Here is a 24,969-nt window from a genome sequence, read left to right as displayed (position 1 = left end):
CCTGACACACCACAGCCCAAATGTGGGAGCTGGCTTGCCTGCTCCCACCTTTTAGTCCGTGTGTGTCAGCGGGATTCGCCGAGTAGCAAACTCTGCTCGCGCGCGCACAACTCCACCACATAATCCCACAACACCCGCAACCGCACAGACTTGTGCAGCTCTCGGCGCGAGCTGATCCAGTAGCTGCGCTGGATGCTCTCTGCCGGCAGCAACGGCACCAAATCCTTGTCGCCCGCCGCCATAAAGCATGGCAACACGGCAATGCCCAACCCCGAACGCGCCGCCTGGTGCTGGGCGATCACGCTGGTGCTGTGGAACACCACCTTGGGGTTGCGACAGAAGCTGTTGAGGAACTTCAGTTCCTGGCTGAACAGCAGGTCATCGACGTAATCGATCCAGGCATGGGCGGCGAGGTCTTCGCGCTTTTCGATCGGCGGGTTGCGCGCAAGATAAGCGCGGCTGGCATACAGCGCCAGACGGTAGTCGGTGAGTTTGCGTGTCACCAATTGATCGACGCTGGGGCGTTCCAGGTGGATGCTGATCTCCGCTTCGCGATTGAGGATGCTGACAAAACGCGGTACGGCCACCAGCTCCACTTCCAGACCTGGGTAACGCTCGAACAACCCGCCCATGCGCCCGGCGAGGAACATCACGCCCAGACCTTCGGCCACCCCCAGACGTATCTTGCCCAAGGGCGCGGCTGAGTGGGTGAGTTCGTCTTCGGCCAGCAGCGCCACGTTCTCCATGACTTCGGCATGTTTGAGCAGCGCCTCGCCCGCGGGTGTCAATTCGTAGCCTTGGGCGTGTTGCACAAACAGCGCGGTGCCGAGGCTTTTCTCGATGGCCTCGATATGCCGGGCCACGGTGGCATGCGTGGTTTTCAAGCGTTGCGCGGCGGTGAGCAGGCGGCCACTGCGCTGCAACTCGAGAAAAAACCGCAGGTCATTCCAGTCGAACATATCGCCTCCATTGCCTGAGCCCGGACCGCGCTGTTTAAAAACGCACAGCAGCTGGGTAAAAACTAACATTTTTAAGACGAAAACTAACAACTAGGATGGGGCCAACAAGAAAAACAAGCGAGCCCCCAGATGCCCATTGCAACTGCTGAATACGATTACATCGTGGTCGGCGCCGGCCCCGCCGGTTGCCTGCTGGCCAATCGTTTGTCCGCCAACCCGGCCCACCGCGTCCTGCTGCTCGAAGCCGGTGGCCGCGACAATTACCCCTGGATCCATATCCCCGTCGGCTACCTGTTCTGCATCGGCAACCCGCGCACCGACTGGTGCTTCAAAACCGAGGCGCAAGCCGGCCTGCAAGGTCGCGCCCTGAGCTACCCACGGGGCAAAGTGCTCGGCGGCTGCTCGTCCATCAACGGCATGATCTACATGCGCGGCCAAGCCCAGGACTACGACGGCTGGGCGGCAGCAGGCAACCCGGGCTGGGCCTGGAACGATGTGTTGCCGCTGTTCAAACACAGCGAAAACCACTTTGCCGGTGGCTCGGAATTCCACAGCGATGGTGGCGAGTGGCGCGTCGAGCAGCAGCGCCTGTCGTGGCCAATCCTCGATGCGTTTCGTGAGGCGGCAGCCCAGAGCGGCATCGCCAACATCAATGATTTCAACCAGGGCGACAACGAAGGCTGCGGCTACTTCCAGGTCAACCAGAAGGCCGGGGTGCGCTGGAATGCGGCGAAGGCGTTTCTCAAGCCGATCCGCCAACGCCCCAACCTGACTGTGTTGACGGAGGTGGAGGTCGACCGTGTGCTGCTGGAAAACGGCCGAGCCTCCCAGGTTGGCGGGCGCCAACACGGCCGACAGCTCAGCTGGAAAGCGCGCAAGGAGATCATATTGTGCGCCGGTGCCGTGGGCTCGCCGGGCATTCTGCAGCGTTCCGGGATCGGCCCCACCAACGTGCTCAAACCGTTGGGCATTGATGTGGTGCATGAACTGCCGGGCGTGGGCGGCAACCTGCAAGATCACCTGCAACTGCGCCTGATCTACAAACTGGAAAATGCACGTACCCTGAACCAGATCGCCGGCACGCTGTGGGGCAAGATGGGCATGGGCCTGCGCTACCTGTACGACCGCAGCGGTCCGCTGTCGATGGCGCCCAGCCAGCTTGGCGCATTTGCCCGCTCCGGGCCGGAGCAGACGTCGGCCAACCTTGAATACCATGTGCAGCCGCTGTCCCTGGAGCGCTTTGGCGAACCGTTGCACGGCTTCCCGGCGTTTACCGCGTCGGTCTGCGACCTGCGCCCGCAAAGCCGCGGCCGCGTGGATATTCGCTCGGCCAACCCGGCGGATGCCCCGCTCATACAACCCAACTACCTCAGCCACCCCGAGGACTTGCGCGTGGCCGCCGACGCCATCCGCCTGACCCGGCGCATCGTCGCCGCGCCCGCCTTGAGCCAGTTCAAACCGGTGGAATACCTGCCTGGCGATGCGCTGCAAACCGAAGCACAACTGCACGAAGCCGCGGCACGCATCGGCACCACCATTTTCCACCCGGTGGGCACCTGCCGCATGGGCGATGACAAGGACGCCGTGGTCGACAGCCAACTGCGTGTGCATGGCATTCCCGGGCTGCGCATTGCCGATGCGTCGATCATGCCGCGCATCACCTCCGGCAATACCTGCTCACCGACGCTGATGATCGCAGAGAAGGCTGCGCAGTTGATCCTTTCACCGAACACTGTAGGCGCGAGCTTGCTCGCGAAAAACCCACCCGCACCGCGCACCGCAGGGCACCCCGCGTAATCGTTGACGATATATGAAGAAAAACAGCGGCGCCGAAGTTGGCGCCGACAGTGGGACAACAATAAATAATCACTGTGAGGGACACCCAATGTCAGAACATGCTCAACCCCTGGGCTCGGCGGCCAGTGCAGGCACTGCCAGCGAATCAAGAAAAGTCATCTTCGCCTCGTCCCTGGGGACGGTGTTCGAGTGGTATGACTTTTTCCTCTACGGCGCCCTGGCGGCGGTGATCAGCAAGCAGTTCTTTGCCGGGGTCAACGACACCACTGCGTTTATCTTTGCCTTGATGGCCTTCGCCGCAGGCTTCGTGGTGCGCCCGTTCGGAGCATTGGTGTTCGGCCGCCTGGGCGACATGATCGGGCGCAAGTACACCTTCCTGGTCACCATCATTTTGATGGGCGTGGCAACCTTCTGCGTCGGGCTGCTGCCGACCTACGCCAGCATCGGCATCGCCGCACCGATCATCCTGATCGTACTGCGTATGTTGCAGGGCCTGGCGCTGGGCGGCGAGTACGGCGGCGCGGCCACCTATGTGGCCGAACATGCGCCACCCGGCAAGCGCGGCCTGCATACCAGCTGGATTCAATCCACCGCCACCCTCGGCCTGCTGCTGTCGTTGCTGGTGGTGCTGGCCTGCCGTTACTTCACTGGCGATCAGTTCGAAGTGTGGGGCTGGCGCATTCCGTTCCTGTTTTCCATCGTGCTGCTGGGCATCTCGACCTGGATCCGCATGAGCCTGCACGAGTCGCCGGCCTTCCTGAAAATGAAAGAAGAAGGCAAGGCCAGCAAGGCGCCGATCCGCGAATCGTTCGGTAAATGGGAAAACCTCAAGGTCGTATTGATCGCGCTGTTCAGTATCAACGGCGGGCAGGCCGTGACCTTTTACGCGGCGCAGTTCTATGTGCTGTTCTTCCTGACCCAGTTCCTGCGCATGGACCCGGCCCTGGCCAATATGTTGCTGATCATCAGCGTGGTGATTGGCGCGCCGTTCTTTATCCTGTTTGGCTGGCTGTCGGACAAGGTCGGGCGCAAGCCGGTGCTGATGCTCGGCCTGCTGCTGGCGACCGCGCTGTACTTCCCGATCTTCAAGGGCCTGGCGCACTACACCAACCCAGCGATGGACCAGGCCAGCCGACAGGCGCCGATTACCGTGCTGGCCGACCCGGCCACCTGTACTTTCCAGTTCGACCCGGTGGGCAAGGCGCGTTTTGACAGCCCATGCGACAAGGTCAAGACCTTCCTGGTCAAGCAGGGCCTGCCCTACAGCAGTGCCGCCGCTCCGGCAGGCAGCCCGGTGCAGGTGAGCGTGGGCGATGTGCGCATCGACGGCTTTGACGAGGCGGCACTGCGTGGCGCCGTGACCCTGGCCGGCTACCCGTCTTCGGCGGACGTGGCCCAGGTCAACAAGGTGATGGTGGTGGTGCTGATCGTCGTGCTGATCCTGATCGCGGCCATGTGCTACGGGCCATTGGCGGCGCTGATGGTGGAGCTGTTTCCGACGCGTATCCGCTACACGTCGATGTCCCTGCCCTACCATATCGGCAACGGCTGGTTTGGCGGGTTCCTGCCGACCGTATCCTTTGCCCTGGTGGTGTACACCGGCGATATCTTCTATGGCCTGTGGTACCCGGTGGTGGTGACTGGGGTGAGCTTGATCGTCGGTTTGTTCTGCCTCAAAGAAACCCGGCATGTGGATATCGATAACAACTGAGTTCGTTTGAACACCGAAGATCCCTTGTGGGAGGGAGCAAGCCCCCCCTCCCACATTTTGGTTGTTGTTGCTCACACAAATTGCTGTACATCCATACAGATAATGGTTGCTCAAATCCTTCTGACTAAGCATCCTGCAAGGCATCAACCCGATCTGATGTGATGACCATGCGGCTGTACCTCTGTGAAAAACCCTCCCAGGCCAAGGATATCGCGGCCGTGCTCGGCGCCACACGCCGCGGCGACGGCTGCTGGCTGGGCAATGGGGTTACTGTCACCTGGTGCATCGGGCACCTGTTGGAAACCGCCCCGCCCGACGCCTACGACGCCAAATACAAACGCTGGGTGCTGGCAGACCTGCCGATCGTTCCGGAAAAATGGAAGATGCTGGTCAAGCCCAAGACCGCCAGCCAGTACAAGGCGGTCAAGCGCTTGCTGGGGGAAGCCCAGGAGCTGGTGATCGCCACCGATGCTGACCGTGAGGGCGAGATGATCGCCCGTGAACTGGTGGAGCATTGCCGCTACCGTGGGCCGATCCAGCGGCTATGGCTGTCGGCACTGGACGAGGCCTCCATTCGCAAGGCCCTGGCGGCGCTCAAGCCGGGCGCCGAAACCTTCAGCCTGTATCACTCGGCCCTGGGCCGCTCCCGCGCCGACTGGCTGATCGGTATGAACATGAGCCGCCTGTTTACCCTACTGGGGCGCCAATCCGGCTATCAGGGCGTATTGCCAGTAGGCCGGGTGCAAACCCCGACCCTGCGCCTGGTGGTGGACCGTGATCGCAGCATCGCCGATTTCGTACCGGTGGCGTATTGGGCCATTGATGTCGACCTGCGTCACGAAAGCATGACCTTCACCGCCCAGTGGCGCGCCAATGAAGATGCCTGCGATGATCAGGGCCGTTGCCTCAACCCGCAACTGGCGCGGGACGCTGCCGACGCCATGGGCAACGCGAACGCGGCGCGGCTGGTAAAGCTGCGCACCGAACGCATGCGCGAAGTCGCCCCCCTGCCCTTTGACCTCGGCACACTGCAGGAAATCTGTTCCAAAAAGCTCGGCCTGGGCGCCCAGGAAACCCTGGATATTGCCCAATCCCTCTACGAAACTCATAAGGTCATCACCTACCCGCGCAGCGATTGCGGCTACCTGCCGTTGAGCCAGCACAGTGAGGCGCCAAAGATCCTCTCGGCGCTGGGCCGTGCGGATGCGGCGGTCAACGAATTGATGCCGCACATCGACCCTCAACGCCGCTCGCGGGCCTGGAATGACGCCAAGGTCAGCGCCCACCACGGCATCATCCCCACTGGGGCGGGCAAGGATTTAAGCCAACTGACCGGCAAGCACCGTGCGGTCTACACCTTGATACGCGCGCGCTACCTGGCGCAGTTCCTGCCCAACCATGAATACGACCGCACCCAGGCAGATTTCGACTGTGCCGGCCAGGCGTTGCGTGCGGTGGGCAAGGTCATCATCGAAGCCGGCTGGAAACGCGCATTGCCCGAGGCACTGGCGCCCGCCAAAGGCCGTGAAGCGCCTGCGCCCCAGGCCTTTCCGACGCTGGTGCAGGGCCAGGACTACGCCGTGGCCAAGGTCAACCTCAAGGACCTGTGGACCCAACCACCCAAGCCCTTTACCGAAGGCGACCTGATCAAGGCGATGAAAAACGTCGCCAAACTGGTGCAAGACCCGCTGCTCAAGCAAAAGCTCAAGGACACCACCGGCATCGGCACCGAAGCCACTCGCGCCGGGATCATCCAGGGCTTGCTGGACCGCGGTTACCTGGTGAAAAACGGCAAAGCCCTGTCGGCAACCCCAGCCGCGTTCAGCCTGATTGACGCGGTGCCCCGCGCCATTGCCGACCCAGGCACCACCGCCATCTGGGAACAAGCGCTGGACATGGTGCAAAGCGGCGAAATGAGCCTGGAAGAATTCGTTGCCAAGCAGGCGGCGTGGATGAGCAAGCAGGTGGCGCGCTGTAACGGTATGCGCATGACCATCACCGGCCCCGCCAGCCCGGCAGGTCGAGGTGCCACGCCCTGGAAGAAGAAACGCAAGAGCGCTCCACGCAAGGCTGCGACCAGTCCAAAGCGCACAAAGAAACCGACAACGGCGGGCTAGAACGCGTAAAAATCCGGCAAATGACGTTTTTCGACAGGTTTAACGCCGCTTTGGGTCTTGCCCTGCCGCAGGCCGTCTAGGATTCTTTAGGGGACCCTGACTACCTAAGAACAACACCGGAGTGGCCGCCATGAAAACCGTCGCACAATTGCTCAAAGCCAAGGATCAGAAAAACCAGGACGTCCACACCATTCAATGGGACCACACGGTGTTCGAAGCGCTGGTGCGGATGTCGGAGAAAAACGTCGGAGCCTTGCCAGTCGTCAAGGAAGGTGTAGTCGTAGGGATCATCAGCGAGCGTGATTACGCACGTAAACTCATTCTCAAAGGCCTGTCGTCGGTGACCACTCGGGTCGACGATGTTATGAGCTCTCCCGTCATCACCGTCGACACCCATAAAAGTGTCGAGGAATGCATGAACATCATGACCGACAGTCACCTGCGCCACCTGCCGGTGGTCGAAGACGGCAAACTGTTGGGCCTGCTGTCCATCGGTGACTTGGTGAAGGAAGCCATCGCCGAACAGGCTGATCTGATCAAACAGCTGGAGCAATACATCCGCGGCGAATAGGAGACCCCATGCTCGACACGCTGGAACATCAGGCAGACCACCTCGAAATCCTGCACCGGGCTATGGCTGAACGACGCTTTTTAGCCTTGACCGGCGCAGGCATCAGCACCTCGTCGGGCATCCCGGATTACCGCGACAGTGAAGGTGTACGCCGGGGCAAAGCACCGATGATGTACCAGGAATTTCTTGCCACCCCGGATGCGCGACGCCGTTACTGGGCGCGGGCGATGCTGGGTTGGCCGCGTGTGCGCATTGCGCAGCCGAACAAGGCTCACCTGGCACTGGCGACACTGCAACACCATGGCCATATCAGCGGGCTGATCACGCAGAACGTCGACACCCTGCATGACCAGGCCGGCAGCCATGACGTGATCGAGTTGCACGGCAGCTTGCATCGGGTGCTGTGCCTGGATTGCCAACTGCGCAGCGAGCGCGATGTGATCCAGCGGCAAATGGAAGTTGATAACCCGCATATGGCGCAGGTTCACGCCGTGCAAGCGCCGGATGGCGACACCTTGCTCGATCCGGCATTTGAACAACACTTCCAGGTGCCCCACTGCCCCCATTGCAACGGCGAGCGGCTCAAACCTGACGTGGTGTTCTTTGGCGAGAATGTCGCACCGGCGACGGCGCTGAAGGCGATGGCGGCGGTAGAACACGCTGAGGGCCTGCTGGTGGTGGGGTCGTCACTGATGGCCTATTCGGCGTTCCGATTGTGCAAGGCCATGGTCGAGCAGCGTAAGCCGGTGATTGCGATCAATCTGGGCAAGACACGCGGGGATGAGCTGCTGCAGGTTAAAATCCAGGCCTCCTGCGAGCAGCTACTGCCGTTGCTCGTCGACCGGCTCCTACAGGAGGGTTGAAACGCCCGACCTGCACCTCCAAAAAATGACGCCCAAGTCACGTTTTCCCGCATTCCCCCGCCCCCACAACAAATTATGTAGTGATCAAAAATAATCACTACATAATCGTTGACGTAACCTTTTTGTCCTTGCATGATCTAGACGTCTCCCGGATCGGGAGCGTTGGTAACAAGCGTTTTGAACAGGCTCGTCTGACCGCCGAGCTGTTTTTCCGGATGTGCACTGCCCACAAGGCAGATTGATGAAGCTGACCAGCCCCGAAAGGGTCCGGTACAAGGAGCTAAAACGCTGCTTGTCTTCGTTATGAAAGCGTTGCGTAGCAGTTCATCAGCAAGACTACATGCATCAGGTTCAAGACCCTGCCCGTATTCGGCAGACCGTCACTGACGCCCGGTTTTCGGAACCGGAGACAACTACGCAGTTTTAACGAATCAATTGATAGATCGCCAACTGGTCAAGGGGCTTACACATGAATCTGAACAACCAACCAACTATCGATGAATTGGCTGAGATGTTCGCAGCGCAGAAAGACACACTCGACGACCATATCCTGTGGATTGGCAAATCGGGCGAAGTGCAAATTGACTGCCTGGCGCCCCATACCGAAGAAGCCGAGTTCGACCGCAATAACCGTGAACTGGCGGCGCGCCTGAAGATGTACCGCCGTGGCCAGGGCTATGTCGGAAAGAAGGCTGCGGCTGATCGAAACTTTATCGAGCAGGTGTTCGATACACTCAACAATGCCTGGGCATCTTTCAAAGACAGCTCGCAAGTTAAAGTGATCGACCGCTACTACTAAGTATTACTCAATCAATGCGGGAGCTGGCTTGCCAGCTCCCGCATTTTTTATAACGTTAGAAAGTTGGAAACCTGCCCTTCCCCGCCTCATCCCGAAAAATATCGAACAACACTTGCGCCGCCGCCGACAACTCATGGCCCGGTTTGGTCAACACGCCAATTGGCCGCTCGATCACCGGGCCGGTCAAGGTAATGCAATGAGCACCCGCCTCCTCCATCTGCCGGGCACATAACGCTGGCACGGCGCTGACGCCCAGCCCGCTGGCGACCATCTTCCCCACGGTCGCCAGTTGATGGCTTTCCAACGCTACGGGCAATTTCATCTGCAAGGCGCCAAGGTGCTCTTCCAACATCACCCGTACCGTGGAGGGGCGTTGCAACGTGATAAACGGTTGCTCCAGCAAGGTTTTCCAATCGATCTCGGCACGCTGAGCCAACGGCGAATCCCCTGGCACCACGGCGATAAAGCGATCCAGATATAACGGCGTAAATGCCAACGATGACCCTTCGGACGGCTCGAATGCCACGCCCAACTCCACCTGGCGGTCGCGCACCATCTCCAGCACTTGCTCGTTGATCAGGTCATGCACCGTCACGTTCACCTGAGGGTAACGTGCGCGGAATATCTTCAGGATCGGCGGCAACAGGTTACCGGCAAACGACGGCATGGCCGCCACCGTCACGCGCCCGCGTTGCAGGGTAAAACGCTGGCGCAGTTCGTCCTCGGCGTTGTCCCAGTCGGCAATCAACCGTCGCGCCAGGGGCAACAGCGATTCGCCTTCCGGGGTCAACGCGACGTTACGGGTATTGCGGCTGAACAGGCGCCCGCCCAACCCTTCTTCCAACCCCTTGATGGTCAAGCTCAGTGCCGACTGAGAAAGGTGCAGGCGCTCGCAGGCAGCAGCAAAACTCAGACTCTGAGCAACGGCGAGAAAGGCACGCATCTGTTTGACGGTCATGAGGCAGCTCCAGACAGCAGTTGGACTATGCTGTTTTCTAAATCAATCAACCTTAAAAAACAACTTAACAAATCAATCCACTGGCGCAACACTCAACGCACTGGCTGGACCACAAACAATAAAAGAGGTGCATATGGCAGGTTTCGATAAACGCGTGGCGTCCTATGAAGAAGCACTGGCAGGCCTGGAAGACGGCATGACCGTGCTCTCCGGCGGTTTTGGCCTGTGTGGCATTCCGGAAAACCTCATTGCCGAGATCAAGCGCAAAGGCACCCGCGACCTGACGGTGGTTTCCAACAACTGCGGCGTCGATGGCTTCGGCCTGGGCGTGCTGCTCGAAGAAAAACAGATCAGCAAGGTGATCGCCTCTTATGTGGGTGAAAACGCCTTGTTCGAGAAGCAGCTGCTCAGCGGCGAAATCGAAGTAGTCCTCACCCCCCAGGGCACCCTGGCGGAAAAAATGCGCGCAGGCGGCGCCGGCATCCCGGCCTTCTTCACCGCCACCGGCGTCGGCACCCCAGTTGCCGAAGGCAAGGAGACCCGCGAATTCAACGGCCGCCCGTATTTGATGGAAGAGTCCATCACCGGCGATTTCGCCATCGTCAAAGGCTGGAAAGCCGACCACTTCGGCAACGTCATCTACCGCCACACCGCCCAGAACTTCAACCCGCTGGCGGCCACCGCGGGCAAGATCACCGTGGTCGAAGTCGAGGAAATCGTCGAACCGGGCGAGCTGGACCCGGCGCAGATCCACACCCCTGGCATCTACGTCGACCGGATCATCTGCGGCACCTTCGAGAAGCGCATCGAACAGCGCACCGTCCGCAAATAATCCCCGTCCAGAACAATAAGAGGAAACAACCATGGCTCTTACCCGCGAACAAATGGCTCAACGCGTCGCCCGCGAAATGCAGGACGGTTACTACGTGAACCTGGGCATCGGCATTCCGACCCTGGTGGCCAATTACATCCCCGACGGCATGGAAGTGATGCTGCAATCGGAAAACGGCCTGCTCGGCATGGGACCGTTTCCTACCGAAGAAACCATTGATGCCGACATGATCAACGCCGGCAAGCAAACCGTGACCGCGCGCATCGGTGCTTCGATCTTCTCCTCCGCCGAATCCTTCGCGATGATTCGCGGCGGGCATGTCGACCTCACGGTACTCGGCGCGTTTGAAGTGGACGTACAAGGCAACATTGCCTCGTGGATGATCCCCGGCAAGCTGGTCAAGGGCATGGGCGGTGCGATGGACCTGGTGGCCGGTGCGGAAAATATCATCGTGATCATGACCCACGCGTCCAAAGACGGTGAGTCCAAGTTGCTCAGCCAATGCAGCCTGCCGCTGACCGGCGCCAACTGCATCAAGCGTGTGCTCACGGACCTGGCGTACCTGGAAATCGAAAATGGCGCTTTTGTCCTCAAGGAACGCGCACCTGGCGTCAGTGTTGAAGAGATTGTGAGCAAGACCGCCGGTAAACTGATCGTCCCGGACCACGTTCCAGAAATGCACTTCCAGTGAGGACAGATTCCATGCAAGACGTCGTGATTGTTGCTGCCACCCGCACCGCCGTGGGCAGCTTCCAAGGTTCGCTGGCGAACATCCCGGCCCCGGAACTGGGTGCCGCCGTGATCCGTCGCCTGCTGGAGCAGACCGGCCTGGACCCGGCCCAAGTCGATGAAGTGATCCTCGGCCAGGTGCTCACTGCAGGCAGCGGCCAGAACCCGGCGCGCCAGGCTTCGATCCTCGCCGGCCTGCCCCACGCCGTGCCGAGCCTGACCCTGAACAAGGTTTGCGGCTCGGGCCTCAAGGCCCTGCACCTGGGCGCACAGGCCATTCGTTGCGGCGACGCCGAGGTGATCATTGCCGGCGGCATGGAAAACATGAGCCTGGCACCCTACGTACTACCCGCCGCGCGCACCGGTTTGCGCATGGGCCACGCGAAGATGATCGACAGCATGATCACCGACGGCCTGTGGGACGCATTCAACGACTACCACATGGGCATCACCGCCGAGAACCTGGTAGACAAGTACGGCATCAGCCGTGAAGCCCAGGATGCGTTCGCCGCCGCCTCCCAGCAAAAAGCCGCCGCTGCCATTGAGGCCGGACGTTTTGCCGACGAGATCACCCCGATCCTGATTCCCCAGCGCAAAGGCGACCCGGTGGCTTTCGCGGTGGACGAACAACCCCGCGCCGGTACCACGGCCGAGTCCCTGGCCAAGCTCAAGCCGGCGTTCAAGAAAGACGGCAGCGTCACCGCCGGCAACGCCTCCAGCCTCAACGACGGCGCCGCCGCCGTGCTGCTGATGAGCGCCGACAAAGCCCGCGCCCTCGGCTTGCCAGTACTTGCGCGTATCGCCAGCTACGCCAATGCGGGCGTGGACCCGGCCATCATGGGCATCGGTCCGGTATCGGCCACTCGCCGCTGCCTGGACAAAGCCGGCTGGCAGTTGGCAGACCTGGACCTGATCGAAGCCAACGAAGCCTTCGCTGCGCAATCTTTGGCAGTGGGCAAAGAGCTGGAATGGGACGCCGATAAAGTCAACGTCAACGGCGGCGCTATCGCCATCGGCCACCCGATTGGCGCCTCAGGCTGCCGCGTGCTGGTGACCCTGCTGCATGAAATGATCAAGCGCGACGCCAAAAAAGGTTTGGCGACGCTGTGCATCGGCGGCGGCCAAGGCGTGGCCCTGGCACTCGAACGCAACTGAATCGGATCGCTATTGTGGCGAGGGAGCTTGCTCCCGTTGGGCTGCGTAGTAGCCCCATGCCAATAAGAGCAACACAGAAAAGGCCCGGTTCCACGAAAAGCCAGGCCTTTTCTTTTATCGATTCCCTACCTGTAAGCACTCGGTCAGACGGTGGGAGCTGGCTTGCCTGCGATAGCGGTGTGTCAGTCAAATTATTGCTGACTGATACACCGCTATCGCAGGCAAGCCAGCTCCCACATTTGATCTCATTGCCTGTCACCCTGTGGCACCGCAAACACCGCACTCGCACGCAGCAAAATGCGCTCCTGCACTTGCAAACTCAGCGTCGCAAACGCCATCTGCCGCCCGCGCTTGTGGCTTTCCAAACGTACCACCATCCACTCCCCCACCTGCACGGCGCCCAGGTAGTCCAAGGTCATGCTGGCAGTAATCAACGGCAGCGGTGGCTCACTGGAAAACGCCATGGCGTATCCCATTCCAATATCGGCCAGGCAAATCCCCGGCAATGCTTTGCGTTAATGGACCAGACCGGCTTTAATCGCGATCAATTTCTCCTGCACATTTCAAGGAAACGTAATGCGCCACCTGGACGGCAATTCCCACCCGCTTCGCGCGCCGCTGTTGATTTTGCTCGCTGGCCTGGCCTTGGCCGGTTGCTCACCCAAGGACCACTCTCGCGCCACGGTCATCAATGGCGAACAGGGCAAGGCCGGGGCGCAACTGGCCTATGAGCATGAACTGACCCTGGCCCTGCCCGGCGCCCTGCTCGCGCCGCGTATGCAGGCCACCCGCGAGGCGTGTGAAACGGCACGCTTTGGTGCCTGCAATATCCTTGGCATTACCGAAGACAGCAACGGCGGCCAGATCATCCTGCGGATCGCACCCACGGGTGTGGAACCGATGGTCGCCCTCGCGGCTGAAGGCGGCAAACTCGGCCAGCGCATCACTACCGCCGAAGACCTGGCCGATGCGGTCGACGATGTGCGCCGCCGCCAGCAGCGCCTGCAAGCCCAGCAGCAACGCCTCGACGAACTGGCCAAGCGCAAGGATATCAACGTCAGTGACTTGATCGTTCTGAGCAAGGAGCAAGCAAGTATTGAAAATGAGTTGCAGGCATTGGCCCAGGTTGCCGCCGGCCAGCAACGCCGCCTCGATACCAATCGCGTGACCCTGAATTTCCGCTCTTCTGACGGTGCGAACCAAGCGTCACGTTTCAGCCGGATGTTCAGCCACCTGGGAGACAACCTGGTGAACGGCACGGCAGACGCCCTGGAGCGTGCCAGCTATGTGCTGCCGTTTGTGATCCTGGCGTTCCCGGTGGTGTGGCTGTGGGTTGGGTTGTGGCGCCGGTTCGTCAAGCGTCGCAGCTGATCAGCGCTTGATACAGCGCTGATAGCGCTCATCCACACGCTTGGCAAACCAGGCCGTGGTCAGGTTGCGGGTGATCTTCGGGCTCTTGAGCACAATGCCCGGCAGGATCGCCCGTGGCAGCGGTTTGCCGGCCGCCTGGTCGGCCAGGCTGAAGACGCGCTTGTATAACGTAGTGTCCTCGAAATCCAACTGATCGCCCTGCTCCAACTGGCTGCGGATGCTCGGGTTGCGCATGTCCAGCTTCGCCCCCAGTGAGCGCACTGCCAGTTCGGTGGTGCCGGGCAGCAGGGAGCCATAGCGGATCAAGTCCCCATCCAGCGCCAGCTCTTTGCCCGTCACGCGGCTGACCGCGGCCTGGAACGCAGCATTGCGGCTGGCGTACCAACCGGCATTGAAATCGGCAAAGCGGTACAGCGGCTGGTCGTAGCTCACCGGGTAGCCGAGCAAATGGGCGATGCCGAAGTACATACCGCCGCGACGGGTGAACACTTCACGGCGAATCGTACCGTCCACCGTGTAGGGATAACCCCGCGCCTGTTTTTGTGCAAAGTCGATACTGACCTGCATCGGGCCTGCGGTGTGCACCGGGTTGAAGCCGCCAAACAAGGTATTACCCAGGGGCACCATGCTGATGAAGTCATCGAAGATCGCGCTCAAGTCCTTCTCCGTGCGTGCGGCATTCAAGCGGTCGGCGTAGGTTTTGCCGGTGGGCGAACGCAATTGCAGGGCGCTGCGTACCACGAACGCGGGCACATGCACCTTGCCGGCGCGACGCAGGATTTCATCCTGGGCGATCTTGCCCATGCCCGGCACAGGCGGGTCGACCTGATAGGTAGACTCCTGCTCGGTCACCGCCAGCACGGCGCAGATGTTTTCGGTGCTGGGGTAGATTTTCTGGGTGTCGAAGGCGGTGTAGATGTCCTGGGCCCAACCGTTGCGGTCCGACACCTTGGCCGGCAGCAGGCGCACGATCTGCGCCTTCACCTCGGCCTCACTGCGCTCGGGTTGCTGCGGGCCACGGGAGGTGGAACAGCCGGCCAGCACCAGCAAAGGCATGAGGCAAAAGAACAGACGACTTGGATACATGAGGCTTCCTTGGTTAACGACAGGCCGGGCAGTGCTGATATCGACAGGTAAGTCTAACCGGGGTTCGTCGGTGAGCCGAAGCGGATGCCTAGCCTTAGCTGAAACATCCCACATAACTGCCGGATAAGCGCTACTCCCCTGCCCTGTGAACCGCTGCAAAGTCCCTCGCCTGATTGAACAGTGCGAGGGATTGCAGATGGTTGTTTTCGTTACGCCCCCGGTTGATGGGGTTGGCGCTTGAACCCGGTCATTGGCAGGCTGGCCCTGACCCCAATGAACGTGAAAACGGTCGACGTTGAAGGCGTCTTCCGTGACTTTCGCGATTGCTTGAACACCTTTGACGATTGGGCCAATAGCTTCTGGAGCTTCTCGGCGCTGGAGCTTGAGCAGGTGTTCAAGGTCGGCGATGAGGTAACGCTCGTTGCCCCGATCAATCGCTCCCTGTTTCCCAGCAGCACCGTCGCCACCTGCCGGGCCAACGGTACGTTGACCCTGGTGCATATGTTCCAGAGCACGCGGTTCGTGCCGATCGGCGACACAGCGGTGATGCTGCAACGCGTTGATCCAAACGGCGGTCCGCTGGGCGAGCCCATCCACAAGACCATCGGCCCGAGCGGCATCCTTGAGATCACCGAGTGTGATCGCAACCAGCAATATCGGGTGAGCTTTTACCCCAACGTTTCCCAGGATCACCTCAAGGCGCTGTATGCCTCCTACCAGTCGGTGATCGCAGCGCTGGAAGCCCGGCTGCGCAAAGAGTGGACCGACACTTTCCAAGCCCAGTGGAAAAGTTACGCAGACGCTCGCCCGCTTGAGCGGCGCCGCCTGCTGGAGGCGGCCTTTGCCAGCGGCATGGTCAAGGCGCTTTACAGCCTGTGGGACAACATTGGCGAGCTGTCGGCGCTGCTGGCGGACCTCAAGCCCAACAGCGAAAAACTGCTGCAATACCTTTCTCAAACTGAGCTCGATGAACTGCTGACACTGAGCAGTGACGCGATCGCCCAGGGCTTGCTGGTGCTCAGTGATGAGCCGCTGTTGTTTATCTATCTATCGGCGCTGGTCAGCTGGATGCGCATGCTCCCGCCGCCGGAGATGGCTGAACTGTGGGGCGAAATTACCGGTGAGGTCCTGATCAATCTGCTGCTGATTCGCGTCTTGGGTGCGATGGGCGTAGTGGTGCGATTGGGGGCTGGTGTGCTCAGTCACGTCAAATCCGGGCGCGCACGAGCGTTGTTGGAATTGCTGGCCAAGCAAGTAGTGGGGCCAGGGTTGGGGCCGCATGTCGAGGTCGCCAAGCCGGTGTTACTGAGCAGTGCCGCGACACCGGTCAAGGCCGTGCCGGTGGTGCCGTTGAAGGCAGGCGATACGCTGGTTTCGAACCCGGTGTCGATGGTGCGCAGCAAGACCCAACGCACCACGTTGGTCCGCCAGGAATCGGTGGATGATGCGCCTGCCGTGGCGTCGAATCCGAAGGGAGATGCGGCGGCTCCAGCAGATAAGACGGTCACTCATGGTTGCCCGGTGTCGATGGTCACCGGCGAGGAATTGCTGACCCTTACCGATGGCGCGCTGGACGGGATTTTGCCGTTTGAGTGGACGCGGCTGTATCGCACCAGTGCGGTGGAACTGGATTGCGGGTTGGGGTTTGGCTGGAGTCATGCGCTGGCGCACAGGCTTTGTGTGTCGGGCGATTCGGTGGTGTGGACCGATCATGAGAACCGCTCGACTACCCTGCCCTTGCCGACTTCTGCTCGGCCTGCGATTACCAACAGCCTGGCGGAAGCGGCGATCTACTTGGGCTCGGCTCCTGATGAGTTAGTGCTGGCCCAGGCGTCGCGGTTCTATCACTTTCGCGACGGTGTACTGACTGCGATCAGCGATGCGTATGACAACCGCCTGCGCATTTGCCGTGATCCTTCCGGGCGGATCGAGCGGCTGGATAACGGTGCTGGTCGCTCGCTGCTGCTGCGTTATGAGCTGGATCGAATCGTGGCGGTGGACTACCAGGTGCATCGCGCCAAAGGGCGTGAGCCCTACGTCTGGGAAACCGAGCAGAACGTTGTTTCCTACGCCTATGACGAAGACGGACGACTGGTTTGCGCGACCAATGCCGTCGGTGAAAGCGAGCGTTATCGGTACGACGATCAGCACGTCATTGTTGAGCGGCAGTTGGCCGGTGGGGCGAGTTTCTTCTGGGCGTGGGAAGGCTCCGGCAAGGCGGCACGTTGCGTCCGGCATTGGGCGAGTTTTTCGCAGATGGACACGCGTTATGCCTGGGGGGATGACGGCCGTGTCACGGTGCATAACGCCGATGGTAGCCAGGAAGTCTATGTCCACGACGACCGGGCGCGGTTGGTGCAGCGCATCGATCCGGACGGCGCGCAGCATTTCAAATCCTACGATGCCAAGGGGCGGCTGACCGTCGAACAGGATCCGCTGGGCGCGGTGACGGCCTATCAGTACGACGAAGCTGGGCGCCTGGTGGCTTTGTTTCCGGGGGATGATGAGCCGACGTCTTACGAGCATGACAACGGTTTTGTTCGGGTTGTGAGGCGTGGGGAGGCGGTCTGGAAATACGAGCGTAATGAGCAAGGCGATGTCATCCGCAAAACTGATCCGGATGATAATTCGACTGACTACAGCTACAACAAATACGGGCAACTGACGGGAGTTTGGTACCCGGATCACAGTTGCCATCGGCTGGTGTGGAATGAGCGTGGGCAGTTGCTGGAAGAGCAATTGCCCAATGGCGGGATCAAGCGTTATCGCTATGACGATTTAGGACGCCAGATTGGCTGTGAGGATGAACACGGCGCCCAGACAGTCTATGAATGGGACAGCGTCGGTAGGTTGATTCGCCTCGCCTTGCCAGGCGGCGCCACACGAGAGTTCAGCTACAACCCCTACGGAAAAATCATCGCCGAACGCGATGAGCTCGGCCACGTCACCCGCTACGAATATGCCAATGGCCTGCACCTGATCAGCCGCCGCATCAACGCCGACGGCACCCAGGTCAAGTATCGCTACGACAATGTTCGGTTACTGCTGACCGAAATCGAAAACGAAGTCGGCGAAACCTATCAACTCGACTACCACCCCAACGGCCTGATCCAACAGGAAACCGGCTTCGACGGCCAACGCACCGCCTACGTCTACGACCTCAACGGCAACCTGCTGGAAAAGACCGAACACGGCGACGACGGCAGTCAGCTAGTGACCCGTTACGAGCGCGACCACGCCGGTCGCCTCGTACGAAAAACCCTGCCTGATGCCAGCGTTGTCGACTATGCCTACGACCGCCAAGGCAACCTCCTCAGCGTCGAAGACGGTCACTGGGCGTTGGCCTACGAATACGACCGCCAAAACCGCCTGACCGCCGAACACCAAGGCTGGGGCACCTTGCGCTACGGCTACGACGCCTGCGGCCAACTACAAAAACTGCGCCTGCCCGACAACAACCGCCTCACCTTCAACCATGACAAGGGAGGCCATCTCGCTACGGTCGAGCTCAATGGTGAGGTGCTCACTGCACATTTATTCAAGAGCGGCCGCGAACACCAACGCCAACAAGGTCAACTGCTCAGCCACTACCACTACGACGACCAAAACCGCCTGCACGCCCACGCCGTCACACAGCAGGAAAATTACCTTTACCAGCGCCAGTACGACTACGACAAATCCGGCAACCTCACCCGCCTGCTCGACACCCGTAAAGGCGAACACCTTTACCGCTACGACCCACTGAATCGTCTGACCCGCGCCGATCACTCCCAAGACGTCCAGGAACGCTTCGCCCACGACCCAGCGGGCAACCTGCTGATGCAAGACCGCCCCGGCCCGGACATCGTTGCCGGCAACCGCCTGATGATCCAGGGCGACCGCCATTACGACTACGACGCCTTCGGCAACCTGATCCGCGAACGGCGCGGCAAAGGCCATCAACTCGTCACCGAATACCGCTACGACTGCCAGCATCGGTTAATCAGCATCACAAAACCGAACGGCGAAACCGCTAGTTATCGCTATGACCCGTTTGGCCGGCGTGTCAGCAAGACCGTGGATGACATAACCACGGAGTTTTTCTGGCAAGGCGACAAGCTGATTGCCGAGCACCATGCGGACTGTCATCACAGTTATATCTACGAGCCCAACAGCTTCCGCCCGCTGGCACTGCTGGAAGGCTACGGACCACAAGCCACAACGCCCTACAACTACCAACTCGACCACCTCGGCACACCGCAGGAACTGACCAGCCCCGAGGGCGAAATCGTCTGGTCCGCCCACTACCGCGCCTACGGCCAGATCGCCCGGTTCGACGTAAGCAAAATCGACAATCCGCTGCGTTTTCAAGGTCAGTATTTCGACGCGGAAAGCGGCCTGCATTACAACCACCATCGCTACTACAATCCGGATATCGGTCGTTATCTGACGCCGGACCCGGTGAAGTTGGCGGGCGGGATCAACGCGTACCAGTACGTGCCCAATCCCACAGGGTGGGTGGATCCGCTGGGACTAAGCTGTAAAAAAACAAGCTGCCCTGAAGGGCCTTATAGCGTAATCGTTCCAGGAGGAGGTTTAGCCGCACATGAGGCGGCAGGAGGACATCTTATGGAAAAGCATATCGGTAGAACGGATCAACAATTGCTTGACCGCTTGAGGCGGGAACCACATATCCCGGCAGCCTCTACTTTTCATGATCGCGCAACAGCTGAACTCGCCGTTTCAAAGGTATTGGATAACAATCAAGACAAAATCAAAGACTTCCTACAAGGAAACAACCAGCAGATAGTCATCACTCAACCATCCCAAGAGCCAATAGGCACAAGTTTCAGAAAGAACACTACGACATCTGTACCCGGAAAAGAAATTTACTTAATTATTCGCAGAGACCAAAAAATGCATACTGGATATCGAATTCACACAGGCTTTCCAAACCCATGAACAAAGACTACCCCGAGCTACAGCAATTTCTTGCTGGGTACTTCAATCAAGATTGGGTTGATGATCACAAAAGCGCAAACGACGTAATTGATTTTTTTATTTCGGAATCGTCTGAAGATACGATAGCAATAGTGCTATTAGAGCTAGAAAACCTGGTATCAGCCAAAAAAACAGAGAAAGAGCTTCAAGACTTTTTACTCTCTGATATCGGCTGTTATTACTATTACCCTAATGAATGGAATGATGGGGAAACGTGGTTAAACCATGTTGCCATAGCATTAAAGAACGCCATTAAATAATTTTCTGGCCGAGATACGGGGCTGCTAGGCAGCCCCACGCAAGCAAGCTCACTCACCACAGGTGTACTCGGCTCCTTTAGATCCCCGCCAACGCCAAATCCATCGCAAAGTAGGTAAAGATCAAATCCGCCCCCGCCCGCTTGATCGACCCCAATGTCTCGCGCACCACCCGGTCTTCATCAATCGCCCCGGCCTGGGCGCCGAACTTGATCATTGCGTACTCACCACTCACCTGATACGCCGCCACAGGCAGGCGTGAAGCCTCGCGGATGTCGCGGATGATGTCGAGGTAAGCGCCGGCTGGCTTGACCATCAGCGCATCGGCACCTTCCTGTTCGTCCAGCAGCGATTCGCGCACGGCTTCGCGGCGGTTCATCGGGTTCATCTGGTAGCTTTTGCGGTCGCCCTTGAGGGCGCTGCCGCCCGCTTCGCGGAACGGGCCGTAAAGGGCCGAGGCGAATTTGGTCGAGTAGGCCATGATCGGGATGTGGGTGAAACCGGCGTCGTCGAGGGCGCGGCGGATGGCCTGGACCTGGCCGTCCATGGCGGCGGACGGAGCGATCACGTCGGCGCCGGCGCGGGCAGCGGCCACGGCTTGTTTGCCGAGGTTGACCAGGGTTGCGTCATTGTCGACATGGGCACCGTGCATCACGCCGCAATGGCCGTGGTCGGTGTATTCGCAGAAGCAGGTGTCGGACATCACAATCATTTCCGGCACTGCGTCCTTGATGATCGAGGACATGCGCGAAACCAGGCCGCGCTCTTTCCAGGTATCGCTGCCGTTGGCGTCGAGGTGGTGGGACACGCCGAAGGTCATTACCGACTTGATGCCGGCACGGGCGTAACGCTCGATCTCGCCGGCCAGTTTCTTCTCCGGGATACGCAGCACGCCCGGCATACTGGTAATCGGTACGAAATCGTCAATTTCTTCTTCAACGAAGATCGGCAACACCAGGTCGTTAAGGGTGAATTCGCTTTCCTGGAACAAGCCACGCAGTTGCGGGGAGCGGCGCAGGCGACGTGGGCGGGCTTGGGGGAACTGACTGGTCATGGCTTTCCTGAAAAATGGCTGAAATCTTTGGGGCCAAAGCTTATGCCCCCAAGTCCCGGCAACACAAATGCCAAGGGGCCAATAGTGTATTGCCAGGCGCGTAACAATTTATTGATCTAGAGCTGTAGCTGCCCTTGGATACACAGCGCTACGGCGCCGCCGACCCACACCTCATCGCCCTGGCGCTCGATGTGAATACGCCCTGCTCGCCCCATCGCCGTGCCTTGGCTGACCACATAACGGCTGGGCGCCAAGCCCTCGGCGAGCAGCCATTGGGCAACACCTGCGTTCAAACTGCCGGTGGCCGGGTCTTCAGGGGCGCCGTCGCCAGCGATAAAGGCGCGCACTTCAAATTGTGCGTCTACCGCGTCACGCACCGGATCACAGGGAGCGATCACCCCCACGGCCAGGCCCAGCAGTTGCGCATAGTCCGGTTGCAACGCGAGCACCGCGTCACGATCAGCCAGCATCACCGCCAGCCACCCGGCACCATTGTCGACCCACTGGCTGCGCACAATCGCCTCGGGCGCCAGCTTCAATGCCAGACGCACGCGTTCCAGCAACGGCGCCTCCACGGCCCCTGCACGCAACAACGGCGGCGCGATAAACGCCAGTTCATCACCTTGGCGGCGGATGCGCACCAGACCGATTTCGCACTCCTGAACAATCTCCTCGCCTCGGGGTACGCCACCGGCCTGCAACCAGGCGTGGCAACTGCCCAACGTCGGGTGGCCGGCAAACGGCAGTTCAGTGAGGGTGGTGAAAGTGCGTACGCGGTAGTCGGCCCGTGGATCCCTGGGTGTCAGCAAAAACGTGGTTTCGCTGAGATTGGTCCAGTTGGCAAAGTCCGCCATCTGTTGGTCGGTGAGGCTATCGGCGCCGAGCACCACGGCCAACGGGTTGCCTTTAAGCGGTACGCGGCTGAATACATCCAGTTGTTGGAACTCGAAAGTCGACATGCTTCAGCTCGGAATATTCAGGCCACGGATGACCGCCGGACGTGCGACAAAGCCGTCCAATGCGCGCAGTACGTTAGGGAAATCGGCAATGCCCACCAGGTCGCCGGATTCGTAGAAACCGATCAGGTTGCGAATCCAGGGGAAAGTGGCAATGTCGGCGATGCTGTAGTCATCGCCCATGATCCAGGTGCGGCCCAGCAGGCGTTTTTCCAGAACGCCCAGCAAGCGCCGGGCTTCAGCGGCGTAGCGGTCACGCGGGCGCTTGTCTTCATAAGACTTGCCGGCGAACTTGTTGAAGAACCCCACCTGGCCGAACATCGGGCCGATCCCGGCCATCTGGAACATCAGCCACTGCAGGGTTTCATAGCGGGTGGCCGGGTCTTCGGAAAGCAACTGGCTGGTCTTTTCCGCCAGGTAGATCAGGATCGCGCCGGACTCGAACAGCGCCAGCGGCTGCCCGCTCGGGCCGTTAGGATCAATGATCGCGGGGATCTTGTTGTTGGGGTTCAGGGACATGAACTCCGGGGACATCTGATCCTGAGTGTCGAAACTGACCTTGTGCGCTTCATAGGGCAGCCCCAGTTCTTCGAGCATGATCGACACCTTGACGCCGTTGGGCGTGGGCAACGAATACAACTGCAGGCGATCCGGGTGCTGGGCAGGCCATTTGCTGTTGATCGGGAAAGCGGCGAGTGCGTTCATCGAGAACCCCCTGGACGGAAAGCCCTCATGATAGTCATCTGCCCGCCACCGTGCATGGGTCATCGTTGCGCAACATTTGCCCACTAGTATCCCCTCTGGGCGAACCAAAACGCCCGATTGCACTCTTAAGAGCGCCCGAAGGGTGAATGGAGGCACCTTGCTATATCGACAGGGAATACCGCAGGACGCTTGCCGCGTCACTGGGGCCGGGCCTGTCCGCCTTAACCCGACGCACGAAGACTCGAACCTATAATGAAGATCAAGCCTCTGCGCCTTGTGCAACGATTCAAACGTTATTCATACATGATGTTGCCGCTGCTGCTGGTCAGCGCGGCCATCGTCACCGCTCTCGACGCCCGTGAAAGCCGTGCCCAACCCGTGGACGGCGTGCAAACCCTGGTATTCCTGCGCCACGGCGAAAAACCGGCCGGTGGCCTGGGCCAGCTCAATTGCCAGGGCCTGAACCGTGCCATGAACCTGGCTACTGTCCTGCCGGAGAAGTTTGGCAAGGCCAACTACGTGTTTGCCGCCAACCCGACACGCAATGTCGAGGAAGGCGAACTGGACAATTCCTACAGCTACATTCGCCCACTGATTACCATCAGCCCCAGCGCGATCAAGCTTGGCCTGCCGGTGAACATCGAATTCTCAGCGAATGACACCAGCGCCCTGGCCGAAGAACTGGTCGAGGACAAGTACCGCAACGCGACGATCTACACGGCCTGGTCCCATGGTTACCTGCCGGAGCTGATCAACAAAGTCGCCAGCGAAGCGTCCGGAGAAAAGCACACCCTCACCGATGACTGGTCTGGCAATGACTATGACTCCCTGTACGTATTGACGCTGACCTGGCACAACGGCAAGGCCTCGCTGCTCAGTCGCAACTATAAGCAGGGGCTGAATAACGGCGATGAAACCTGCCCGGATCCGACCCAGGTCAGTGCAGATATCTGAAGCGTGAGCCGCAGGGGCGTATGATGCCCGGCTATCGACTCACCTGCGGATCCTCTTCATGTCCAACCTCGCGTCCTCCCAGCCCAATCGGGGCTGGTCGTTCTGGTACAAGCCTGCCCTGTTTCTGCTGGTGGCCTGCATCGGCCTCTACTATGTGAAATGGTCGCCCTACTACCTCAAGGCGTTTGTAGCGGCGGACAACCACAGCATTGGCGCCTCGATTCTCAATGACCAGCAAAGCTCGCCCCTGACAGCGGCGCTGGCCTACGCCCAAGTGTATTTCCTGGCGATCTGGAAAGCCGCAGTGCTGGCGGTGATCCTCGGTTCATTACTGCAAGTACTGATCCCTCGCGACTGGCTGCTGCGCCTGTTTGGCCGCGCCGGGCTGGGCTCGACCCTGCGCGGCGGGCTATTTGCCTTGCCGGGAATGATGTGCAGTTGCTGTGCAGCGCCAGTGGCGGCGGGCATGCGCCGTCAGCAGGTGTCGGTGGGCGCGGCGCTGGCGTTCTGGATTGCCAACCCGGTGTTGAACCCGGCCACGCTGGTGTTCATGGGGTTTGTGCTGGGCTGGGACTTTACCGCGCTGCGGCTGGTGGCCGGGATTGTGTTGGTGGTGGGGGTGTCTCTGGTAGCGCAGCGTATCGCGCGCCCTGATCAAGTGCCGGAAGCGGCGCTGGAGGCTGTCGCCGAAGTAAGCACCCTGGAGTCGCAACCCTTCCTGAGCCGTTGGTTGCGCACCTTGTGGCAACTGTTCTGGAGCACCATCCCGGTGTACATTCTGGCGGTATTGATCCTCGGTGCAGCAAGGGTGTGGCTGTTCCCCCATGTGGACGGGGCGATGGCCAACAGCCTGGTGTGGCTGGTGCCGCTGGCGATCGTCGGTACGTTATTCGTGATTCCTACAGCGGCAGAAATACCCATCGTACAAACCATGATGACCCTGGGCATGGGCACCGGCCCGGCCGTTGCCCTGCTGATGACCCTGCCGAGCGTGAGCCTGCCGTCGCTGCTGATGCTGCGCAAGGATTTCGATGCACGGGTACTGGTGACGGTGGCCGGGTTGACCATGCTGGTGGGAGTGGTGTGTGGGTTGATTGGGGCGGTGATTCTTTAGA

At 60.1% G+C, this 24,969-nt stretch carries 20 protein-coding genes and 1 pseudogene; 14 read left to right on the top strand and 7 right to left on the bottom strand.

Features of this window, described 5'->3' with window-relative positions:
* Nucleotides 1–65 precede the first annotated feature (65 nt).
* Complete coding sequence (locus LJX92_RS10080) at nt 66–959, bottom strand: LysR family transcriptional regulator (RefSeq protein ID WP_148854144.1); 894 nt, start codon at nt 957–959, stop codon at nt 66–68.
* A gap of 129 nt (nt 960–1,088) precedes the next feature.
* Between LJX92_RS10080 and LJX92_RS10075 the strand changes: the two genes are divergently transcribed.
* The 6 genes from LJX92_RS10075 (at nt 1,089) to LJX92_RS10050 (ending at nt 8,817) form a co-directional block, all read left to right on the top strand.
* Nucleotides 1,089–2,756: a GMC family oxidoreductase gene (locus LJX92_RS10075; RefSeq protein WP_228309689.1), complete on the top strand. Its 1,668-nt coding sequence runs from the start codon at nt 1,089–1,091 to the stop codon at nt 2,754–2,756.
* A gap of 88 nt (nt 2,757–2,844) precedes the next feature.
* On the top strand, nt 2,845–4,467 hold the full coding sequence (locus LJX92_RS10070; RefSeq protein WP_148854146.1) for an MFS transporter: 1,623 nt from the start codon (nt 2,845–2,847) through the stop codon (nt 4,465–4,467).
* Nucleotides 4,468–4,634: 167 nt separating this feature from the next.
* Nucleotides 4,635–6,584, top strand: a complete 1,950-nt coding sequence (locus tag LJX92_RS10065) for a DNA topoisomerase III (RefSeq protein ID WP_228309688.1) — start codon at nt 4,635–4,637, stop codon at nt 6,582–6,584.
* A 130-nt stretch (nt 6,585–6,714) separates the two neighbouring features.
* On the top strand, nt 6,715–7,155 hold the full coding sequence (locus LJX92_RS10060) for a CBS domain-containing protein (RefSeq protein ID WP_228309687.1): 441 nt from the start codon (nt 6,715–6,717) through the stop codon (nt 7,153–7,155).
* A gap of 8 nt (nt 7,156–7,163) precedes the next feature.
* Nucleotides 7,164–8,018: an NAD-dependent protein deacetylase gene (locus LJX92_RS10055; protein WP_216091029.1), complete on the top strand. Its 855-nt coding sequence runs from the start codon at nt 7,164–7,166 to the stop codon at nt 8,016–8,018.
* A gap of 469 nt (nt 8,019–8,487) precedes the next feature.
* Nucleotides 8,488–8,817: a hypothetical protein gene (locus LJX92_RS10050; RefSeq protein ID WP_003190335.1), complete on the top strand. Its 330-nt coding sequence runs from the start codon at nt 8,488–8,490 to the stop codon at nt 8,815–8,817.
* A 55-nt stretch (nt 8,818–8,872) separates the two neighbouring features.
* Here the strand turns inward: LJX92_RS10050 and LJX92_RS10045 are convergent, their stop codons facing one another.
* Nucleotides 8,873–9,775: a LysR family transcriptional regulator gene (locus LJX92_RS10045; protein ID WP_032876764.1), complete on the bottom strand. Its 903-nt coding sequence runs from the start codon at nt 9,773–9,775 to the stop codon at nt 8,873–8,875.
* 133 nt (nt 9,776–9,908) lie between these two features.
* On the opposite strand from LJX92_RS10045, the gene LJX92_RS10040 reads away from it, so the two are divergent.
* Genes LJX92_RS10040 through LJX92_RS10030 form a run of 3 tightly spaced genes read left to right on the top strand, consistent with a single transcriptional unit; the run spans nt 9,909 to nt 12,491 of the window.
* Nucleotides 9,909–10,607, top strand: coding sequence for a CoA transferase subunit A (locus tag LJX92_RS10040; RefSeq protein WP_010211319.1), 699 nt, complete (start codon nt 9,909–9,911; stop codon nt 10,605–10,607).
* Nucleotides 10,608–10,638: 31 nt separating this feature from the next.
* The gene (locus LJX92_RS10035) at nt 10,639–11,298 is read left to right on the top strand and encodes a CoA transferase subunit B (RefSeq protein ID WP_005786928.1); all 660 of its coding nucleotides are present in this window, start codon (nt 10,639–10,641) and stop codon (nt 11,296–11,298) included.
* An 11-nt stretch (nt 11,299–11,309) separates the two neighbouring features.
* Complete coding sequence (locus tag LJX92_RS10030; RefSeq protein WP_148854150.1) at nt 11,310–12,491, top strand: acetyl-CoA C-acetyltransferase; 1,182 nt, start codon at nt 11,310–11,312, stop codon at nt 12,489–12,491.
* 245 nt (nt 12,492–12,736) lie between these two features.
* Here LJX92_RS10030 and LJX92_RS10025 read toward each other — a convergent pair.
* Nucleotides 12,737–12,982: pseudogene (locus LJX92_RS10025) on the bottom strand (PaaI family thioesterase); the annotation flags it as partial.
* An 85-nt stretch (nt 12,983–13,067) separates the two neighbouring features.
* Here LJX92_RS10025 and LJX92_RS10020 point away from each other — a divergent pair.
* On the top strand, nt 13,068–13,862 hold the full coding sequence (locus LJX92_RS10020; RefSeq protein ID WP_032876770.1) for a DUF4349 domain-containing protein: 795 nt from the start codon (nt 13,068–13,070) through the stop codon (nt 13,860–13,862).
* On the opposite strand, the gene LJX92_RS10015 is transcribed toward LJX92_RS10020, so the two are convergent.
* Nucleotides 13,863–14,948 (bottom strand): DUF1615 domain-containing protein, encoded by a 1,086-nt coding sequence (locus LJX92_RS10015; protein WP_078820862.1) that lies wholly within the window; start codon nt 14,946–14,948, stop codon nt 13,863–13,865. It abuts the gene before it with no gap.
* 273 nt (nt 14,949–15,221) lie between these two features.
* Here LJX92_RS10015 and LJX92_RS10010 point away from each other — a divergent pair, with 273 nt between their 5' ends.
* Nucleotides 15,222–19,889, top strand: a complete 4,668-nt coding sequence (locus LJX92_RS10010; protein ID WP_228309686.1) for an RNase A-like domain-containing protein — start codon at nt 15,222–15,224, stop codon at nt 19,887–19,889.
* Entirely contained in the window at nt 19,886–20,188 is a 303-nt protein-coding gene (locus LJX92_RS10005; protein WP_032876776.1) for a contact-dependent growth inhibition system immunity protein, read from the top strand. The genes LJX92_RS10010 and LJX92_RS10005 overlap by 4 nt, the downstream gene beginning before the upstream one ends.
* A gap of 76 nt (nt 20,189–20,264) precedes the next feature.
* Here the strand turns inward: LJX92_RS10005 and hemB are convergent, their stop codons facing one another.
* From hemB to LJX92_RS09990, 3 genes are all read right to left on the bottom strand, one after another.
* On the bottom strand, nt 20,265–21,239 hold the full coding sequence (hemB, locus tag LJX92_RS10000; protein ID WP_005786915.1) for a porphobilinogen synthase: 975 nt from the start codon (nt 21,237–21,239) through the stop codon (nt 20,265–20,267).
* 116 nt (nt 21,240–21,355) lie between these two features.
* Nucleotides 21,356–22,198 carry a PhzF family phenazine biosynthesis protein gene (locus tag LJX92_RS09995; protein ID WP_228309685.1) on the bottom strand — a complete coding sequence of 281 codons (843 nt, stop codon included), beginning with the start codon at nt 22,196–22,198 and terminating at the stop codon, nt 21,356–21,358.
* 3 nt (nt 22,199–22,201) lie between these two features.
* Complete coding sequence (locus LJX92_RS09990; RefSeq protein WP_032876782.1) at nt 22,202–22,900, bottom strand: glutathione S-transferase N-terminal domain-containing protein; 699 nt, start codon at nt 22,898–22,900, stop codon at nt 22,202–22,204.
* A 252-nt stretch (nt 22,901–23,152) separates the two neighbouring features.
* On the opposite strand from LJX92_RS09990, the gene LJX92_RS09985 reads away from it, so the two are divergent.
* Both LJX92_RS09985 and LJX92_RS09980 read left to right on the top strand, forming a co-directional pair.
* Complete coding sequence (locus LJX92_RS09985) at nt 23,153–23,854, top strand: hypothetical protein (protein ID WP_005786910.1); 702 nt, start codon at nt 23,153–23,155, stop codon at nt 23,852–23,854.
* A 58-nt stretch (nt 23,855–23,912) separates the two neighbouring features.
* Nucleotides 23,913–24,968, top strand: coding sequence for a permease (locus LJX92_RS09980; RefSeq protein ID WP_032876785.1), 1,056 nt, complete (start codon nt 23,913–23,915; stop codon nt 24,966–24,968).
* Nucleotide 24,969 lies beyond the last annotated feature (1 nt).

The organism is Pseudomonas sp. HN8-3 (genome assembly GCF_020790195.1).
Lineage (GTDB): Bacteria > Pseudomonadota > Gammaproteobacteria > Pseudomonadales > Pseudomonadaceae > Aquipseudomonas > Aquipseudomonas synxantha_A.
Note: the sequence above shows the minus strand (reverse complement) of the source record. Positions and strands in the feature narration are given on the sequence as shown.

Bases quoted from the DNA above. Each gene is read 5' to 3' on its own strand.
- LJX92_RS10080 (WP_148854144.1), bottom strand. From the start codon at position 959: ATGTTCGACTGGAATGACCTGCGGTTTTTTCTCGAGTTGCAGCGCAGT.
- LJX92_RS10075 (WP_228309689.1), top strand. From the start codon at position 1,089: ATGCCCATTGCAACTGCTGAATACGATTACATCGTGGTCGGCGCCGGC.
- LJX92_RS10070 (WP_148854146.1), top strand. From the start codon at position 2,845: ATGTCAGAACATGCTCAACCCCTGGGCTCGGCGGCCAGTGCAGGCACT.
- LJX92_RS10065 (WP_228309688.1), top strand. From the start codon at position 4,635: ATGCGGCTGTACCTCTGTGAAAAACCCTCCCAGGCCAAGGATATCGCG.
- LJX92_RS10060 (WP_228309687.1), top strand. From the start codon at position 6,715: ATGAAAACCGTCGCACAATTGCTCAAAGCCAAGGATCAGAAAAACCAG.
- LJX92_RS10055 (WP_216091029.1), top strand. From the start codon at position 7,164: ATGCTCGACACGCTGGAACATCAGGCAGACCACCTCGAAATCCTGCAC.
- LJX92_RS10050 (WP_003190335.1), top strand. From the start codon at position 8,488: ATGAATCTGAACAACCAACCAACTATCGATGAATTGGCTGAGATGTTC.
- LJX92_RS10045 (WP_032876764.1), bottom strand. From the start codon at position 9,775: ATGACCGTCAAACAGATGCGTGCCTTTCTCGCCGTTGCTCAGAGTCTG.
- LJX92_RS10040 (WP_010211319.1), top strand. From the start codon at position 9,909: ATGGCAGGTTTCGATAAACGCGTGGCGTCCTATGAAGAAGCACTGGCA.
- LJX92_RS10035 (WP_005786928.1), top strand. From the start codon at position 10,639: ATGGCTCTTACCCGCGAACAAATGGCTCAACGCGTCGCCCGCGAAATG.
- LJX92_RS10030 (WP_148854150.1), top strand. From the start codon at position 11,310: ATGCAAGACGTCGTGATTGTTGCTGCCACCCGCACCGCCGTGGGCAGC.
- LJX92_RS10020 (WP_032876770.1), top strand. From the start codon at position 13,068: ATGCGCCACCTGGACGGCAATTCCCACCCGCTTCGCGCGCCGCTGTTG.
- LJX92_RS10015 (WP_078820862.1), bottom strand. From the start codon at position 14,948: ATGTATCCAAGTCGTCTGTTCTTTTGCCTCATGCCTTTGCTGGTGCTG.
- LJX92_RS10010 (WP_228309686.1), top strand. From the start codon at position 15,222: ATGAACGTGAAAACGGTCGACGTTGAAGGCGTCTTCCGTGACTTTCGC.
- LJX92_RS10005 (WP_032876776.1), top strand. From the start codon at position 19,886: ATGAACAAAGACTACCCCGAGCTACAGCAATTTCTTGCTGGGTACTTC.
- hemB (WP_005786915.1), bottom strand. From the start codon at position 21,239: ATGACCAGTCAGTTCCCCCAAGCCCGCCCACGTCGCCTGCGCCGCTCC.
- LJX92_RS09995 (WP_228309685.1), bottom strand. From the start codon at position 22,198: ATGTCGACTTTCGAGTTCCAACAACTGGATGTATTCAGCCGCGTACCG.
- LJX92_RS09990 (WP_032876782.1), bottom strand. From the start codon at position 22,900: ATGAACGCACTCGCCGCTTTCCCGATCAACAGCAAATGGCCTGCCCAG.
- LJX92_RS09985 (WP_005786910.1), top strand. From the start codon at position 23,153: ATGAAGATCAAGCCTCTGCGCCTTGTGCAACGATTCAAACGTTATTCA.
- LJX92_RS09980 (WP_032876785.1), top strand. From the start codon at position 23,913: ATGTCCAACCTCGCGTCCTCCCAGCCCAATCGGGGCTGGTCGTTCTGG.